Origin of the sequence: Pseudarthrobacter sp. L1SW, assembly GCF_020809045.1 — a bacterium.
In the GTDB taxonomy this organism is placed as follows: domain Bacteria; phylum Actinomycetota; class Actinomycetes; order Actinomycetales; family Micrococcaceae; genus Arthrobacter.
On record NZ_CP078079.1, the window covers coordinates 1,268,243 to 1,283,849 of the forward strand.

General features: G+C 66.0%; 12 protein-coding genes and 1 tRNA gene. 11 read left to right on the forward strand and 2 right to left on the reverse strand.

Going from position 1 to position 15,607, the window contains the following annotated elements; translation table 11 throughout:
* Nucleotides 1-8: 8 nt before the first annotated feature.
* Nucleotides 9-1,136: a MoxR family ATPase gene (locus tag KTR40_RS05915; protein ID WP_139028544.1), complete on the reverse strand. Its 1,128-nt coding sequence runs from the start codon at nucleotides 1,134-1,136 to the stop codon at nucleotides 9-11.
* 162 nt (nucleotides 1,137-1,298) lie between these two features.
* On the opposite strand from KTR40_RS05915, the gene KTR40_RS05920 reads away from it, so the two are divergent.
* From KTR40_RS05920 to KTR40_RS05940, 5 genes are all read left to right on the forward strand, one after another.
* On the forward strand, nucleotides 1,299-2,204 hold the full coding sequence (locus KTR40_RS05920; RefSeq protein WP_228405590.1) for a TatD family hydrolase: 906 nt from the start codon (nucleotides 1,299-1,301) through the stop codon (nucleotides 2,202-2,204).
* A 255-nt stretch (nucleotides 2,205-2,459) separates the two neighbouring features.
* Nucleotides 2,460-3,650 carry a resuscitation-promoting factor gene (locus KTR40_RS05925; protein ID WP_171058952.1) on the forward strand — a complete coding sequence of 397 codons (1,191 nt, stop codon included), beginning with the start codon at nucleotides 2,460-2,462 and terminating at the stop codon, nucleotides 3,648-3,650.
* Nucleotides 3,651-3,858: 208 nt separating this feature from the next.
* A complete protein-coding gene (gene rsmA / locus KTR40_RS05930) occupies nucleotides 3,859-4,728 on the forward strand; it encodes a 16S rRNA (adenine(1518)-N(6)/adenine(1519)-N(6))-dimethyltransferase RsmA (RefSeq protein WP_139028546.1) in 870 nt (289 codons plus the stop codon).
* A complete protein-coding gene (locus KTR40_RS05935; protein WP_228405591.1) occupies nucleotides 4,725-5,687 on the forward strand; it encodes a 4-(cytidine 5'-diphospho)-2-C-methyl-D-erythritol kinase in 963 nt (320 codons plus the stop codon). The genes rsmA and KTR40_RS05935 overlap by 4 nt, the downstream gene beginning before the upstream one ends.
* Before the next feature lie 37 nt (nucleotides 5,688-5,724).
* Nucleotides 5,725-7,548, forward strand: coding sequence for an ABC-F family ATP-binding cassette domain-containing protein (locus KTR40_RS05940; RefSeq protein ID WP_228405592.1), 1,824 nt, complete (start codon nucleotides 5,725-5,727; stop codon nucleotides 7,546-7,548).
* A 108-nt stretch (nucleotides 7,549-7,656) separates the two neighbouring features.
* On the opposite strand, the gene KTR40_RS05945 is transcribed toward KTR40_RS05940, so the two are convergent.
* Nucleotides 7,657-8,283 carry a TetR/AcrR family transcriptional regulator gene (locus tag KTR40_RS05945; protein ID WP_139028549.1) on the reverse strand — a complete coding sequence of 209 codons (627 nt, stop codon included), beginning with the start codon at nucleotides 8,281-8,283 and terminating at the stop codon, nucleotides 7,657-7,659.
* A gap of 165 nt (nucleotides 8,284-8,448) precedes the next feature.
* On the opposite strand from KTR40_RS05945, the gene KTR40_RS05950 reads away from it, so the two are divergent.
* The 6 genes from KTR40_RS05950 to KTR40_RS05975 all read left to right on the forward strand — a co-directional run bounded on the left by KTR40_RS05950 (nucleotide 8,449) and on the right by KTR40_RS05975 (nucleotide 15,570).
* Nucleotides 8,449-8,520 (forward strand) — tRNA-Gln (locus KTR40_RS05950).
* 102 nt (nucleotides 8,521-8,622) lie between these two features.
* The gene (gene glmU / locus KTR40_RS05955; RefSeq protein ID WP_139028550.1) at nucleotides 8,623-10,101 is read left to right on the forward strand and encodes a bifunctional UDP-N-acetylglucosamine diphosphorylase/glucosamine-1-phosphate N-acetyltransferase GlmU; all 1,479 of its coding nucleotides are present in this window, start codon (nucleotides 8,623-8,625) and stop codon (nucleotides 10,099-10,101) included.
* 2 nt (nucleotides 10,102-10,103) lie between these two features.
* Complete coding sequence (locus tag KTR40_RS05960) at nucleotides 10,104-11,084, forward strand: ribose-phosphate diphosphokinase (RefSeq protein WP_139028551.1); 981 nt, start codon at nucleotides 10,104-10,106, stop codon at nucleotides 11,082-11,084.
* Nucleotides 11,085-11,328: 244 nt separating this feature from the next.
* A complete protein-coding gene (locus KTR40_RS05965) occupies nucleotides 11,329-11,946 on the forward strand; it encodes a 50S ribosomal protein L25/general stress protein Ctc (protein WP_139028552.1) in 618 nt (205 codons plus the stop codon).
* A gap of 125 nt (nucleotides 11,947-12,071) precedes the next feature.
* Entirely contained in the window at nucleotides 12,072-12,665 is a 594-nt protein-coding gene (gene pth, locus KTR40_RS05970) for an aminoacyl-tRNA hydrolase (protein WP_139028553.1), read from the forward strand.
* A 169-nt stretch (nucleotides 12,666-12,834) separates the two neighbouring features.
* Nucleotides 12,835-15,570 (forward strand): LuxR family transcriptional regulator, encoded by a 2,736-nt coding sequence (locus KTR40_RS05975; RefSeq protein WP_228405593.1) that lies wholly within the window; start codon nucleotides 12,835-12,837, stop codon nucleotides 15,568-15,570.
* The last annotated feature ends 37 nt before the right edge of the window (nucleotides 15,571-15,607 follow it).

Sequence of the window (15,607 nt, forward strand, 5' to 3'; positions counted from 1 at the left end):
GCAGCCGCCTAGTGGTTCCTGCCCAGGCCGGTGACCGGGGCAGCCGTCCTGCCGGCGGACCCGGGAGCCCTGGTGCCGGCTCCCGCGGTCCCGGGCGTGACGGGAAGGCGGGACAGGATCCCCCTCAGGACACTGTGTGGGGTTTCGCCGGCGCCCGCAGCCTTGCGGTCCAGGATGATCCGGTGTGCCAGGACGGCTTCGGCGACGTGGACGACGTCGTCCGGCAGGACGAAGTCGCGCCCGTCGAGGGCTGCGGTGGCCTTCGCCGCGCGCAGCAGCTGCAGCATGGACCGGGGGCTGGCGCCCAGCCGCAGCAGTGGGCTTTCCCTGGTGGCCCTGCCCACGGACACGGTGTACTCCTTGACCGCCTGGGACACGTAAACCTGCTGGACGGTGGTGACCATGGCGGCCACCTCTGCGGCGGTGACAACGGCAGAGACCTTGGCCAGGGGGGAGGTGGCCTGGTGCGTTTCGAGCATCTCGATCTCGGCGTCCTTGTCCGGGTATCCCATGGAGATCCTGGCCATGAAACGGTCCCGCTGGGCCTCCGGCAGCGGGTAGGTCCCTTCCATTTCGATGGGGTTCTGGGTGGCGACCACCATAAACGGCTCGTCGAGCCGGTACGAGTTGCCGTCCACCGTCACCTGGTGCTCTTCCATGCATTCGAGCAGCGCGGACTGGGTTTTGGCCGAGGCGCGGTTGATTTCGTCGCCGATGACTATGTTGGCGAAGACAGCGCCCGGGCGGAACTCAAACTGCCGGGTGGACTGGTTGTAGATGGACACACCCGTCACGTCGGACGGCAGCAGGTCCGGGGTGAACTGGATCCGGTTGACGGTGCAGTCGATGGTGCGCGCCAGCGTCTTGGCGAGGAGTGTTTTACCCACCCCAGGGACATCCTCCAGCAGGAGGTGCCCCTGGGCCAGCAGCACGGTCAGCGCCAGTTTGGCGGCGTCGGATTTCCCATCGATGACAGTGTTAACGGACGTGAGGATGCGCTGGCTCGCCGCGTGGAAGGAAGCAGCGTCCATGGCTGCGGGGCGGTGGCCGTTCAAATGGCTGACGGGGTCCGCGATGCCCGCCAGGTTCCGGTTCACAGCGCTCACATCGTTGGCAATGCGTCGGTGGGGTTCCATCGGCAACCTTTCAGCCCGGGTTCACCTGGACGGGACAGCAAGCCTGCCTTCGCCCGTCGGGTGGGCGTTCGCATGTCTTCGTACCAGACTACTAACACAACTGCCACGGCAGACAGAGAGTTCCGACAAATATGCGGCACCATCCGCGGCTAGGCTGGACGGATGTGCACTTCGCTTCCTCCCGCCGCCTACCAGGACCCTGCAACGGCAGGCGCACCGGAACCGGGGAGTTCGCGGCAAAAGGCGTTTCCGCCAGCCCCGGAACCCCTGCCGGTGCCCGTTATGGACAACCACACCCACCTTGACTTCCCGGATGGACACGCCCCTGTCGGGGTGAAGGCGGCGATGGATGCGGCCGCGGCTGTGGGCGTCCAGGGGGCAGTGCAGGTGGGCTGCGACCTTGAATCGTCCCGCTTCACTGTCCGGGCGGTGGACCTGGACGAACGGCTGCTGGGGGCGGTGGCGCTGCATCCCAACGACGCCCCCCGCTACGCCGCCCGGGGCCAACTGGAAGAAGCGCTCGCAGAGATTGAGCAGCTCGCCTCCCACCCCCGCATCCGGGCGATCGGGGAGACCGGACTCGATTTTTACCGCACCGAGGGGGAGGGGCTGGCGCATCAGCGGTACTCCTTCCGGCGCCATATCGACATCGCCAAGCGCCTGGACCTCACGCTCCAGATCCACGACCGGGACGCGCATGACGACGTCGTCCAGGTACTAAGGGAAGAAGGCGCACCCGGGCGGGTGGTCTTCCACTGTTTCTCCGGTGATGAAGGGCTGGCGAGGATCTGCAACGAGGAAGGGTGGTGGATGTCCTTCGCAGGTACGTTGACCTTCCGGAACGCGGCGAATCTACGCCGGGCCCTCGCCGCTGCGGACCCCGGCCTGGTCCTGGTGGAAACCGATGCGCCGTTCCTTACGCCGCATCCCCACCGCGGGAGGCCGAACGCCAGTTACATGGTCCCTTACACGGTCCGGGCCATGGCCGAATTGACAGGAACAGACCTTGCGGAGCTGTGCGCCGTAATCGGGGAAAATACCGTGCGGGCATACGGAACTTGGGACTAAGCCGACGTTGGCCAGGCGTTACCATCTAGATACCCGGTATGCAGAATTGTTGGCTGGTTTATAACGCTACGGTTACAGTGGACAAATATTAGCCGGGGTCGGGGAAGGCCAGCGGGTAATTCACTTCTTTCTGCAGCAGGCTGCCGGGCGTTGCCCCGGCCTGCGCGTTGAGCGGAGTTTTTGGCGGTGCAACGGTGCCCGGACTGCCCTTCACGGCGGTACCGGGCATTTTATTGCGCGTTTCCCCGTGCCCGGATGGACCTAAAGTTACGGGCAATCGTGATCAAGTTCTTTACGTCGGACGGCAAGTTCAGCTTCGTCAAGGTTGGCGCGCAACTGCTGGTGCTCTGCGCACTGGTGGTGGGCCTAGTAGCCTTCGTCGGCAATAACAAGACCATCACACTCAATGTTGACGGCAAGGTCTCGTCCGTGCAGACGTTCGGCGGAACGGTTGGCCAGGTGGTCAAGAGCGCCAATCTGGAACTCAACCCTGCGGACCGTGTGTCCCCTGCCGTCGATGCGTCGGTCCAGAACGGCACGGTCATCAACGTCAACAAGGCCAAAGAAGTCAAGGTGAGCCTCGATGGCGCCGAGAAAACGGTGAACACCACGGCCCAGGACGTCGCGGGCCTGGTCACTGAACTTGGTGTGGCCAGTGCGTCCTCGGTTTCCGTCCCCAAGGATGCCCAGCTTTCCGTTGCCGGATCCTACGTTTCCATCTCCACCCCCAAGAGCGTCAGCATTGTTGCCGACGGCAAGGTGGACACTGCCACCACCACCGCCGGCACCGTGGGCAAGGTCCTCGAAGATGCCGGCCTGACACTTGGTGCCAACGACCGCACCTCGCAGCCGGCCAACGCGCACGTGGTGAACAACATGGTGATCAAGGTCTCCCGCGTGGACAACAGCCAGACCGCGGTGACCAGCGAGGCCGTCCCCTTCGAGACGGTTGCCAGTGAGAGCGCTGAACTGCTTAAGGGCGAAAAGGAAGTTACCCAGAAGGGTGCCGCCGGCAAGCTGGAGAAGACCTTCAAGCTGGTCATGGTGGACGGCCGCGAAGCCTCCCGCACCCTGGTGTCGGAGACTGTTTCGGTCCAGCCCGTGGCTGAGAAGGTCACCGTGGGCACCAAGCCCAAGCCCGTTGCGCAGGCTGGCCCCGCAGCCGCAGGAACCAACACCGGCGCAGCTGCTCCGGCAATGATGAACGAAGCCATGTGGGACAAGATTGCCCAGTGCGAGTCCGGTGGAAACTGGAGCATCAACAGCGGCAACGGCTACTACGGCGGCCTGCAGTTCGACATCCGGACCTGGATTGGCTCCGGCGGCGGCGCGTACGCCCCCAACGCCAGCCTGGCCACCAAGGCCCAGCAGATCGACATCGCCAACCGCGTCTACGCCCAGCGCGGCCTGCAGCCCTGGGGTTGCGGCTGGGCTGCCACCAGCTGACCAACGTCTTTGCCCGCCCGCCAGGGCGCTGCGGCCGGTCCCGGATACGCGGGCCCGGCCGCAGCCGTTTAACCGGGCGGCTTTCGGGTCAGATTCCTCCGGCCCGGTTTCTCGTTGGCAGTTTCTCCGTGCCTGCTTCGCCCTGCCTGTTTCGCCCTGGTTGTTCTCCCGGCGGGGCCCGATATGCCGCGCGGGATAGGATACCTAGGTGACTGAACCGATCCCCGCGCCCGCACCGCTGTTCGGTGCATCCGACATTCGCCGGCTCGCGGAGGAGATCGGCGTCCGCCCCACCAAGACCCTCGGCCAGAACTTCGTCATCGACGGCAACACCATCCGCAGGATCGTCGCCGCCGCGGACGTGCGCCCGGACGAGACCGTGCTGGAGGTGGGACCGGGACTGGGATCCCTGACCCTCGGACTGCTCGATGCCGCGGCCTCGGTGGTGGCAGTTGAAATTGACCCGGTGCTCGCCGCCAAACTGCCGGAAACAGTTAAGGAGTGGCGCCCGGCCGCCGCGGGGTCCTTCCACCTTGTGCACGCCGATGCCATGAAGGTCACGGAGCTGCCGGTGCAGCCCACCGCGCTGGTGGCCAACCTGCCGTATAACGTCGCCGTTCCTGTGGTGCTGCACCTCCTCCAGCACTTCCCCAGCCTCCAGCACGGGCTGGTGATGGTCCAGGACGAGGTTGCGGACCGGCTGGCCGCAGGCCCGGGTTCCAAAACCTACGGTGTTCCGTCGGTCAAGGCCGCCTGGTACAGCCAGATGCGCAAAGCCGGAGTGATCGGCATGAACGTTTTCTGGCCGGCCCCCAAAATCCATTCGGGTCTGGTGGCCTTCACCCGGCGCGAGCCCCCGGTCACCACAGCCACCAGGGAACAGGTCTTCGCCGTGGTGGACGCCGCCTTCGCCCAGCGGCGCAAGACCTTGAGGGCCGCCCTGGCCGGTTGGGCCGGCGGGGCGCCGGAAGCAGAGCGCTGCCTCGTCGCGGCCGGCGTCGACCCCACCGCCAGGGGCGAGGTCATCGGCATCGAAGCCTTCGCGAAAATCGCGGAAGCCAAGCAGGCGCTGGCATGAGCGCCCTGGCGGGACGGTTCGCTGCCAGGACTGTCCGCGTCAAAGCCCCCGGGAAGGTGAACGTCTCACTGGAAGTGGGGCCGCTGCGTCCGGACGGCTACCACTCGGTCGCCAGCGTCTACCTGGCGGTTTCCCTCTACGAGGAAGTGGCCGCCACCAGCACGGAGGCGCCCGGGATTACCATCAGCCTCAGCCCCGCCAGCACGGTGGACCTGGATGCCGCAGACATCCCGCTCGACGGAAGCAACCTTGCCCACAAGGCAGCCGCGATCATGGCGGACGTCTCCGAGCACACCACCGGAGTCCACCTGGAAATCACCAAGCGCGTGCCTGTGGCCGGAGGCATGGGCGGCGGATCGGCCGATGCTGCCGCAACCCTGCTGGCATGCGACGCCCTCTGGAACAGTGGGCTGTCCCGGGAAGAGCTGGCGCACCTGGCAGCCGAGCTGGGTGCCGACGTCCCCTTTTCCCTCCTCGGCGGCACAGCCGTTGGCCTGGGCGTTGGCGACGAGCTCTCGCCGGCGCTGGCCAAAGCGCAGACCCACTGGGTTTTAGTAACCGCAGACTACGGACTCCCCACGCCCGAGGTGTACCGAACCCTTGACCGCCTCCGGGAAGCGGCCGGCATCAACGCCGCCGAACCCACCGGGGTGGACCCGAAGATCCTTACCGCCTTGCGCGGGGGTGACGCCGAAGCGCTGAGCCGCGTCCTGGTCAACGACCTTCAGAGGGCGTCCATTGAACTGGCGCCCGCCCTGCGCGATACGCTGGGTATCGGAGAATCGCACGGAGCTATTGCGGGCATCGTCTCCGGATCGGGGCCAACGGTGGCCCTGCTGGCTGATGATTCGGTGGCCGCTGAAGGCCTGGCCACGGATCTGCGGCACTACGGCTTGACGGCCCTCGCCGTCCACGGCCCGGTCCCGGGGGCGCGCATCATTTCCGACACCCTCCTCTAAAACTCCAGTCTTTACCTGAAGCAGAAAGCAGTTCCTTTTGGCACACCTTCTTGGCGGCGAGAACCTCACGGTCTCCTACGCAACCCGAACCGTCCTTGACGGCATCACCCTGGGGCTCGAAGAGGGTGACAGGATCGGCATGGTGGGGCGCAACGGCGATGGTAAATCCACCCTGATGCGGTTGCTGGCCTTGCGCTCCACTCCGGATTCGGGCCGCGTCACCAAGCGCGGCGACGTCAACGTGGGCTACCTGGACCAAAGCGACGTGCTCGACGGCGACCTGACGGTAGGCGCGGCGATCGTGGGGGACCAGGCGGATTACGAGTGGGCGAGGAATCCGCAGATCCGCGAGATCATGGGCGGGCTGGTGTCCGACGTCGATTGGCATGCCAACGTCCACGCGCTCTCCGGCGGCCAGAAGCGGCGAGTGGCGCTGGCCAAGCTGCTGATCGAGGACCACGACGTCATCATGCTGGACGAGCCCACTAACCACCTGGACGTGGAGGGTGTGGCCTGGCTTTCGCGCCACCTGAAGACGCGCTGGCGGGCCAACCAGGGCGCCTTCCTGGTGGTGACCCACGACCGGTGGTTCCTCGACGAAGTCTGCAATAAGACCTGGGAAGTCCACGACGGGATCGTTGACCCCTTTGAAGGCGGTTATGCCGCATACGTGCTGGCCCGTGCCGAGCGGGACCGTATGGCGTCGGTTGTTGAGGGCAAGCGCCAGCAACTGGTGAAGAAGGAACTCGCCTGGCTCCGCCGCGGTGCACCGGCGCGGACGGCAAAGCCGAAGTTCAGGATCGAGGCCGCCAACGCCCTCATCGCCGACGTGCCTGAGCCCCGGGACTCCATGGCCCTCAGCAAGATGGCCACGGCGCGCCAGGGCAAGGACGTGCTGGACCTGGAGAATGTTTCCCTCGACTTCCAGGGCGCCGACGACGGGCGGAAGCTCTTCGACAACATCACCCTGCGCCTTGCCCCCGGCGAACGCCTGGGGCTGGTGGGCGTCAACGGTGCCGGCAAGACCACGCTCCTGAAGCTCCTCAACGGTGAGATCACGCCGGACGCCGGCAAGGTCAAGCGGGGCAAGACCGTGGTTACCGCTGTCCTGACCCAGGAGGTCAAGGAACTCGACGACGTCAAGGACCTCCGCGTCATCGAAGTGATTGAGCGGGAGAAGCGGTCCTTCAACGTGGGCGGCAAGGAATTCAGTGCCGGCCAGCTGGTGGAACAGCTGGGCTTCACCAACGAGAAGCAGTGGACCCCGGTCAAGGACCTGTCCGGTGGCGAACGCCGCCGGCTCCAGCTCCTCCGGCTGCTGGTTGGCGAACCCAACGTGCTGATGCTGGACGAACCCACCAACGACCTTGACACCGACACCCTCGCCGCCGTCGAGGACGTCCTGGACGGCTGGCCCGGAACGCTGGTGGTGGTCAGCCATGACCGCTACCTGCTGGAAAGGGTCACCGACCACCAGATGGCACTCCTCGGCGACGGCAAGCTCCGCGGCCTGCCCGGCGGCGTGGACCAGTACCTCGAGCTGCGCGAATCAGCGCTGGCCGGATCCACCGTCACCGGCGGCGGCAACCCCGCCACCAGCGCCGGCAGCAGCCCCGCAGCCCCCGCCGGCGCCTCAGAAGCAGAGAAGCGCGACGCGCGGAAGGCCCTCAACAGGATCGAACGGCAGATCAAGAAGCTGGACCAGCTGGAAAAGAAGCTTCACGACGACATGGTCAAGAGCACGGAGAAGTCCGACTTCGACGCCCTGGCAGAACAGAACAAGCAGCTCAAGGACCTGGCCGACGAAAAGGACGCCCTGGAACTCGAATGGCTGGAGTCCTCGGAACTCCTGGGCGACTGACCCTCACAAGCGGGGAAGGGGGTTATCCGGCAGCATGCGTCAGAGGCGAGGAACGAGCCAGCATGCAGAGGATGACCCCCTTCGCCGCGGACGGAACCACGGCGAGGCCTAGAGTTCAGACTGCAGTTCCGGGTCCTTTTTGAGGCCGGTCAGGCCGTTCCAGGCGAGGTTGACCAGGTGGGCGGCCACCGTGTGCTTGTCGGGCTGGCGGGAGTCCTGCCACCATTGGCCGGTCATGGCCACCATGCCAACGAGCATTTGGGCGTACATGGCGCCGTCCCGCGCGCTGAAGCCGCGGCGGTCGAACTCGTCGGAGAGGATGTGCTCCACCTTCGCGGTCACGTGCGAGAGCAGCGTGGAGAAGGCGCCTTCCGGCTGCGACGGCGGCGCGTCCCGCATCAGGATCCGGAAGCCTTCCGTGCGCTCCTCGATGTAGGTGAGCAGGGCCAGGGCGGCACGTTCCACCAGGACGCGCGGCTTCGCTTCCTCGGTAAGGGCAGCGTTGATCGAGTCCAGGAGGAGCCGGAACTCGTGGTCCACCACCTGGGTGTACAGGCCCTCCTTGGAGCCGAAGTGTTCGTAGATGACAGGTTTGGACACTCCGGCGCAGGCCGCAATTTCTTCGATGGTGGTGCCGTCGAGCCCCCGGACAGCGAAGAGGCCGCGTCCGACGTCGATCAGCTGGCTCCGCCGCTGAAGTCCGGTCATCCGTCTCCGCGGGGGGTTGTTGCTCACCGTTCCATCATGCACTAAGCGTTCCCGGCGGAATTCGCGGCGCTCGGGCCGCACCGGGAAAGCGGAGGGGCGGGACGGGAACGGGGGATGAACGGTCCGTGTCGCGCGGCGCCCCGAACCCGTGGCAAAATAACTACTTGTGCCCGGCCGCGCGCCAGGGCATGGTCCGCTCTGGTGTAATGGCAGCACCCCGGCCTTTGGAGCCGTGGAGTATAGGTTCGAATCCTATGGGCGGAACTGCTGTGCGAGGAGCGTTCAGTAGGATGACATACGGTGCCGCCCGCAAATCTGGCCGGATACCGTAAGCGCCAAGCGTAACCAAGCAAGGAGAGCCCGTACGTGATCCCCGAGAATACCGGCCCGGCCGCAGTAATCGTCCTGGCGGCAGGCGCCGGTACGCGGATGAAGTCGCGTACCCCCAAGATCCTCCATGAGATCGGCGGCCGGTCCATGGTGGGCCACGCCTTGCTGGCCGCCCGCAGCGTCAACCCCAGGCAGCTGGCCATCGTGGTCCGCCACGAACGCGACCTGGTGGCACGCCACGTCGCCGAACTGGACCCTGCGGCCCTGATCGTGGACCAGGACGACATTCCCGGTACGGGCCGGGCAGTGGAAGTGGCCCTGCAGGCCCTGGACGCGGAAGAGGACCTTACGGGCACCGTGGTGGTCACCTACGGCGACGTGCCCCTGCTCTCCGGCGAACTGCTCGCGGAACTGGTTGCCACGCACCAGCGCGAGGCCAACGCCGTGACTGTGCTGACCGCCGATCTTGACGATGCCACCGGCTACGGCCGGATCCTTCGCGGTGAGGACGGCACCGTCACGGGCATCCGGGAGCACAAGGACGCTTCCGACGCCGAACGCCTGATCCGTGAGGTCAACTCCGGCATTTATGCCTTTGACGCCGCCGTACTCCGGGACGCACTCACCCACGTCACCACCGACAACTCGCAGGGCGAGAAATACCTCACTGATGTGCTCGGACTCGCACGGAAGGCAGGCGGCCGCGTTGCCGCCGTCGTCACCGCGGACCGCTGGCAGGTGGAAGGCGCCAACGACCGCGTCCAGCTTTCCGCCCTCGGCGCAGAACTGAACCGCCGCACCGTTGAGGCCTGGATGCGCGCCGGCGTCACGGTAGTGGACCCCGCCACCACCTGGATCGACTCGTCCGTAACCCTGGACGAGGACGTCCGGATCCTTCCCAACACCCAACTGCACGGCGACACCACCGTGGCGAGGGACGCCGTCGTCGGCCCCGACACCACCCTGACGGATGTCGCCATCGGCGAGGGCGCAAAGGTCACCCGCACCCACGGATCCGGCGCCATCATCGGTGCGGGCGCCGCCGTCGGGCCCTTCACCTACCTGCGTCCGGGCACTGTCCTGGGGGATACCGGCAAGATCGGTGCCTTCTACGAAACCAAGAACGTGACCATTGGGCGCGGCTCCAAGCTGTCACACCTCGGATATGCCGGCGATGCCGAAATCGGCGAGGACACCAACATCGGCTGCGGCAACATCACGGCAAATTACGACGGCGAGAAGAAGCACCGAACGGTCATCGGCTCGGGTGTCCGGACAGGTTCCAACACGGTGTTCGTTGCCCCGGTCACCGTGGGGGACGGGGCCTACAGCGGCGCCGGCGCCGTGATCCGCAAGGACGTGCCGGCGGGAGCGCTCGCGGTGACCGTTGCCGTCCAGCGCAATGCCGAGGGATGGGTCGCGGCCAACCGCCCGGGGACCCGCTCCGCTGAACTGGCCCAGGCGGCCACCACAGATTCCTCAAGTACCCCGGCACCTACAGAAGAGGGCAAGTAACCATGAGCGAAATTACGGCGCGCGGCGAGAAGAAACTGGTGCTCGCAACCGGCCGGGCCCACCCGGAGCTGGCCAAGGAGATCGCCAAGGAACTGGGTACGGACCTGTTGCCGGTGGACGCCTATGACTTCGCCAACGGTGAGATCTATGTACGTGCCGGTGAAAGCGTCCGCGGCACGGACGCCTTCGTCATCCAGGCCCATCCCGCGCCGCTGAACAATTGGCTGATGGAACAGCTGATCATGATTGATTCGCTGAAGCGTGCCTCCGCCAAGCGGATCACGGTGGTGTCGCCGTTCTACCCTTACGCCCGCCAGGACAAGAAGGGCCGGGGCCGGGAGCCCATCTCCGCCCGCCTTGTGGCTGACCTGTACAAGACCGCCGGCGCGGACCGCATCATGAGCGTGGACCTGCACACCTCGCAGATCCAGGGTTTCTTCGACGGCCCGGTGGACCACCTCATGGCCATCCCGCTCCTCGCTGACTACATCCGCACCCGGGTTGCCGCCGAAAACGTCACCGTCGTTTCCCCGGACACCGGACGCGTCCGGGTCGCGGAGCAGTGGGCCGAGCGCCTGGGCGGGGCGCCGCTCGCCTTTGTGCACAAGAGCCGCGACCTGACCGTGCCGAACCAGGCTGTATCCAAGACCGTGGTGGGCCAGATCGAGGGGCGCACCTGCGTCCTGATCGACGACATGATCGACACCGGCGGGACCATTTCGGGCGCCGTGCAGGTGCTGAAAAACGCAGGGGCCAAGGATGTCATCATCGCCGCAACCCACGCCGTCTTCTCCGATCCCGCCGCCAAGCGCCTCTCCGAGTCCGGCGCCCGCGAAGTGGTAGTCACCAACACCCTGCCGCTCACCGCGTCCCAGCGGTTCCCCCAGCTGACGGTGCTTTCCATCGCCCCGCTGATCGCGCGCGCCGTGCGGGAAGTGTTCGACGACGGTTCAGTCACCAGCCTTTTTGACGGCAACGCCTGACACTCCGCTTGGCCGGCGCCGGGCCCGTTTTCAGGAAACGGGCCCGGCGCTGGTAAGCTGTTCAGCGATACCTTGGCGAGGGAGAGCACCGGTAACCGTATGGACGGGAACCCGTTGCAGGTCTCCGTTATCGACTGGGTCTGAATCTCCCTTCTAGGATGGGCCGGCTCCGGCCGCCCGGCGTTGAAGGTCGCAACAGACCTCCGCCCTTGCTGAACACCGTTTAGGATTCAAGGAGATTTCCATGTCTGAGCAGAAGCTCGCAGCAGAACTGCGCACCGAATTCGGCAAGGGCTACGCCCGCCGCGCCCGGATGGCCAACCTCATCCCCGCCGTCATCTACGGCCACGGCGCAGAGCCCGTCCACGTCACGCTTCCGGCCAAGGCCACCACGCTGGCAGTCCGCACCCCCAACGCCCTGCTGTCCCTGGACATCAACGGCGAAGGCCACCTGGCCCTGGTGAAGGACGTCCAGCGCGATCCCATCAAGCAGATCATCGAGCACATCGACCTCCTGACCGTCCGCAAGGGCGAGAAGGTCACCGTTGACGTTCCCGTACACGTAGCCGGCGAAACCGCCCCGGGCACCGTGCACAACCTGGAGCTGACCGTGGTGTCCCTCGAGGCCGAGGCAACCCACCTGCCCGAGGCCGTTGAGGTCAGCATCGAAGGCCGTGGCGCCGGCGAGCACATCCACGCTTCGGACCTGGTGCTGCCCAAGGGCTCCGTCCTGCTGACCGACGCCGAGGCGCTCGTGGTGAACATCTCCGAGGCCATCGAAGCCCCCGAGGAAGAAGCCGGCGAAGCTGAAGGCGCTTCCGCGGCCGCTCCCGAAGCCACCGAGGAAGCCGCAGCCGAGTAATCAGCCGCATTCCCTGCCAATGGCCGGACTCCCGCGGGGTCCGGCCATTGGCATGTCCACTGCCCGTTGCGTCTACTGCCCGTTGCGGCGCCGAGCCCGGCGGGACACCCACCTAGGATTGACTCATGACTGATAGCTGGCTGATTGTCGGCCTCGGAAACCCCGGAGCCCAGTACCAGGGCAACCGGCACAACGTCGGCCAGATGGTTCTTGACGAACTTGCCGGCCGGATGGGTGCCGGCTTCAAAAGCCACAAGGCCCGCGCCCAGGTCCTCGAAGGGCGCCTTGGCATCGGCGGACCGCGCCTCGTGCTGGCCAAGCCGATGAGCTACATGAACGTTTCCGGCGGCCCCGTAGCGGCCCTGGCAAACTTCTACGGCATCACCCCGGACCATGTGGTGGCGGTCCACGACGAGATCGACATCCCCTTTAATACTGTCAAGCTCAAGATCGGCGGGGGAGAAGGCGGCCACAACGGGCTGCGGGACATCTCCAAGGCCCTGGCCACCAAGGACTACCTCCGCGTCAGGGTGGGGGTGGGGCGGCCGCCCGGACGCATGGATACCGCCGATTATGTCCTCCGCGACTTCGGCACTGCCGAGCTCAAGGAACTGCCCTTCCTCCTCGATGATGCAGCTGACGCGGTGGAAGCGCTGGTGCGTGACGGCCTCACGGCGGCGCAGCAGAAGTTCCACCCCGCGAAGTCCGGGAGCCAGTAACGCGTCACTCCAGTAACTCAATTACTCCATCAACTTGAAATCTCCGGTAACTTTGCAAACTTAAGGCCTTTGGCCCTGTCTCCTTGTCTCTGGGGCGGGGTAGTCTTCTACCTATGCGGGGGAGCGATGGGGCTACATCCCGCTAGAGCGGGATGTAGGGGAAAAGTTCATGTCAATCGAGCCACTCAGCTGGGGACGTGGGTCAACACCTCACCACGTCGGGCTGAACACAGACACCTCCGAGAGGCGGGAGGGTAAGCTTTGGTCTGCCCCTGCCCGCGGCGCCAACCTTGAGACAGTCCGCACGGCCCTGACCAGCGCAGATTCCCTTGGGGTGGTGATCACCGGCGGCCGCGGCGTGGGAAAGTCCTCCCTGGCACGTGCCGCCGTGATGGACCTCGGTCCCGACGTGTGGTCGCTGCAGCTCCGCAGCGGACCCGCGGGCTCCACCACGCCCTACGGCTGCCTTTCCTTCCTCCTGGCGAGACTTCCGCAGGCCTACATGGGCTCACCCACGGCCATCCTCCGGGGCATTACATCCCTGATCCGCAGTGATGCGGCCGGCCGGCCCTGCGTCATCACCTTGGATACCTCCGGCAGCATTGACGACATGAGCGCCGGAGTGCTGCTCAACGTGCTGCTGACGGGCACGGCAAAAATCATTGCTGTGGCCCCCAAGATCAGCGATCTTCCCGCCGATTTCCATTGGCTGCTCACGGACCACCGGCTGACCGAAGTCCGGCTGAGCAACCTCAATGAACTGCAGACCCGCCAGGTCCTGTTGTCCCTGCTGGGACACCGAGTCTCGGCATCCCTGGTCAGCACCTACCACCACATGGTGGGCGGCAACCCGTTGCTGCTGAAGGCGCTCGTCACCGAACAGCAGCTGTCCGGGAACCTGGTGCTCTCCGATTCGGTCTGGACACTGCGGGACAAAGTGGTGCTGGACGGCGCGGCCAGCCTTGACGACATCGTCCGGTCCAGGTGGTCCAGGGAAACGCCGGAAACCCGGGAAGTCATTGAAATGCTTTCCTGCGCCCGCAAGGTTGAGCTGTCCAGGCTGACGGCCATCTATCGGGCCGAAGTGGTGGCCGACATGGAAGACGGCGGCTTGCTGGAGATCGACCAGTCAGACCACCGCTGGGTTTCGTTGCGCGAAAAATACATCGGTGACGTGGTGCGCACATGGCTGAGCATTGCCCGCCGCAGGGAACTGCGGAGCATGCTCCTGGCGGGTTTGGAACCTGATCCTGCCGCCATGACCGTGGAGGAGCTGATGGCCTTCGCGGCGTGGACGCACGAATGCGAGGCGGACTTGAATCCCGCCCTGGCACTGGCGGCGGCTGAAGCGGCAGTCCAGCTGTTCGATCCGCGGTTTGCCCTGACGTACGCCGAAATGCTTCAGCGGACGGACCGGGAATGGACGGCCGGCCAGCGGCAGAAAGCCGCCGCATACCTGCAACTGGACATGCCGGTCCAGGCCATGGCCGCACTTGACGACATCTCGCAACCGGAACTGGAAAGCCTTGGCGTCGAAGAATATGCGGACGTCATAGCCGCCAAGTCGCACGTGATGATGCGGCTCCCGGAGGCTGCAGGCAAGGTGCCGGACCTGCTCGGCGAAGCCAGGCAAAGGCTGGACAGGGCCCCCAACAGCGGTGCGTGGCCGGACCCTGCGGCCGCGGCGGCGAACCGGGTGGCCCTGAGCGGGTTCGAATACCGCGCCTTCGTGGGCGATTACGCTGCCATCATCCCGGACCTTGAAAAGGCTGCGGACCCTGCGCTGAACCCGGACACCGGCTACCGGATGAATTCGGCCATCCTGCTGATGACCGCACTCGCCATGACCGGACGCGAGATGGACGCCCTCAGCCTCATGCGCCAGCTCGGCGGCCAGATCAGCGATGCCTCCCATATTGTCGGCCTGCGGGAACGCTACACCAGGGAGGCCTACCTGGTGTTGCTGACGGCGGGTCAGTGGCGGCGTTGCATCGACCTCCTGGGTCCGCAGGCCACGGAGGAGCCGCACAGCCTTCCCTTCCGCAGCGCAGCAACCGAACTGGCAGCGGGCATCGCCTACGTCTATTCGGGCCGGGGCATGGCTGCCCTCGACCCCCTGATCTCCGCCGCTGCGCAGCTGGAGCTTCAGCCGGTCCAGGCGGCCCTCCGTTGCGCGTACGCGGCCACTGCACTGGCCCACGCCCAGACCGGAAACGCAGCCCAGGCGCGCAAGTACCTGGCCAAACTGCAAAGGACGCCGGGAAAGTCCAGCTTCATCACCGACAGCATCGTTGAGTTCTGCTCGCTCCTGGCGGGCCGCTGGCTGGGCGATCCGGACGCAGTAACCAGCCTCAAGCGGTGCGCCCGGCAGGACATGGACGCCGGGCGCTTTACCCTGGCCGGAATCAACCTGCTCGCTGCCACCGTGAACGGCAGTGATGCCGACTTCCGCCTGCTCGAGGACCTTGCCGGCCACCGCCAGGGCCCGCTCGCGGAGGTTTCCCGGCTGATCGCTGTGGGAAGCAGGACGAAGGACGCCAGGACCCTCCTTTCAGGTGGCGAATTGGCCGCCACCCTCGAACTGGATGCCGTGGAGGCGCGGTGCATGGCCCTGGCCGTGGACTTTGCACGCCAGGACGGCGACTCACTCACCGCACGGACCGCACAGGCCCGGCTGGACATCCTCGCCGCCACGGTCTCGAACCTGCCCATCGTGCCCAGCAGCGGAAGCCCGTTGCTGACCAGCAGGGAACGCCAGATTGCCCGGCTGGCCGGCCGGGGTGCCTCCAACCGCGACATCGCCCTGGAGATGGGCGTCTCGGTCCGTACCGTGGAAGGCCACCTTTACCAGGTCTTCACGAAACTCGGTGTAACTTCCAGGGGTGATCTGACTGGACTCGTCTAACGGCCATAAGCCTGCCACCGCGCACCGGCTCCTCACC

What these genes read in the sequence shown, in the direction of transcription:
- KTR40_RS05915 (WP_139028544.1), bottom strand. Translation starts at nt 1,136, where the DNA reads ATGGAACCCCACCGACGCATTGCCAACGATGTGAGCGCTGTGAACCGG.
- KTR40_RS05920 (WP_228405590.1), top strand. Translation starts at nt 1,299, where the DNA reads ATGTGCACTTCGCTTCCTCCCGCCGCCTACCAGGACCCTGCAACGGCA.
- KTR40_RS05925 (WP_171058952.1), top strand. Translation starts at nt 2,460, where the DNA reads ATGGACCTAAAGTTACGGGCAATCGTGATCAAGTTCTTTACGTCGGAC.
- KTR40_RS05935 (WP_228405591.1), top strand. Translation starts at nt 4,725, where the DNA reads ATGAGCGCCCTGGCGGGACGGTTCGCTGCCAGGACTGTCCGCGTCAAA.
- KTR40_RS05960 (WP_139028551.1), top strand. Translation starts at nt 10,104, where the DNA reads ATGAGCGAAATTACGGCGCGCGGCGAGAAGAAACTGGTGCTCGCAACC.
- KTR40_RS05965 (WP_139028552.1), top strand. Translation starts at nt 11,329, where the DNA reads ATGTCTGAGCAGAAGCTCGCAGCAGAACTGCGCACCGAATTCGGCAAG.
- pth (WP_139028553.1), top strand. Translation starts at nt 12,072, where the DNA reads ATGACTGATAGCTGGCTGATTGTCGGCCTCGGAAACCCCGGAGCCCAG.
- KTR40_RS05975 (WP_228405593.1), top strand. Translation starts at nt 12,835, where the DNA reads ATGTCAATCGAGCCACTCAGCTGGGGACGTGGGTCAACACCTCACCAC.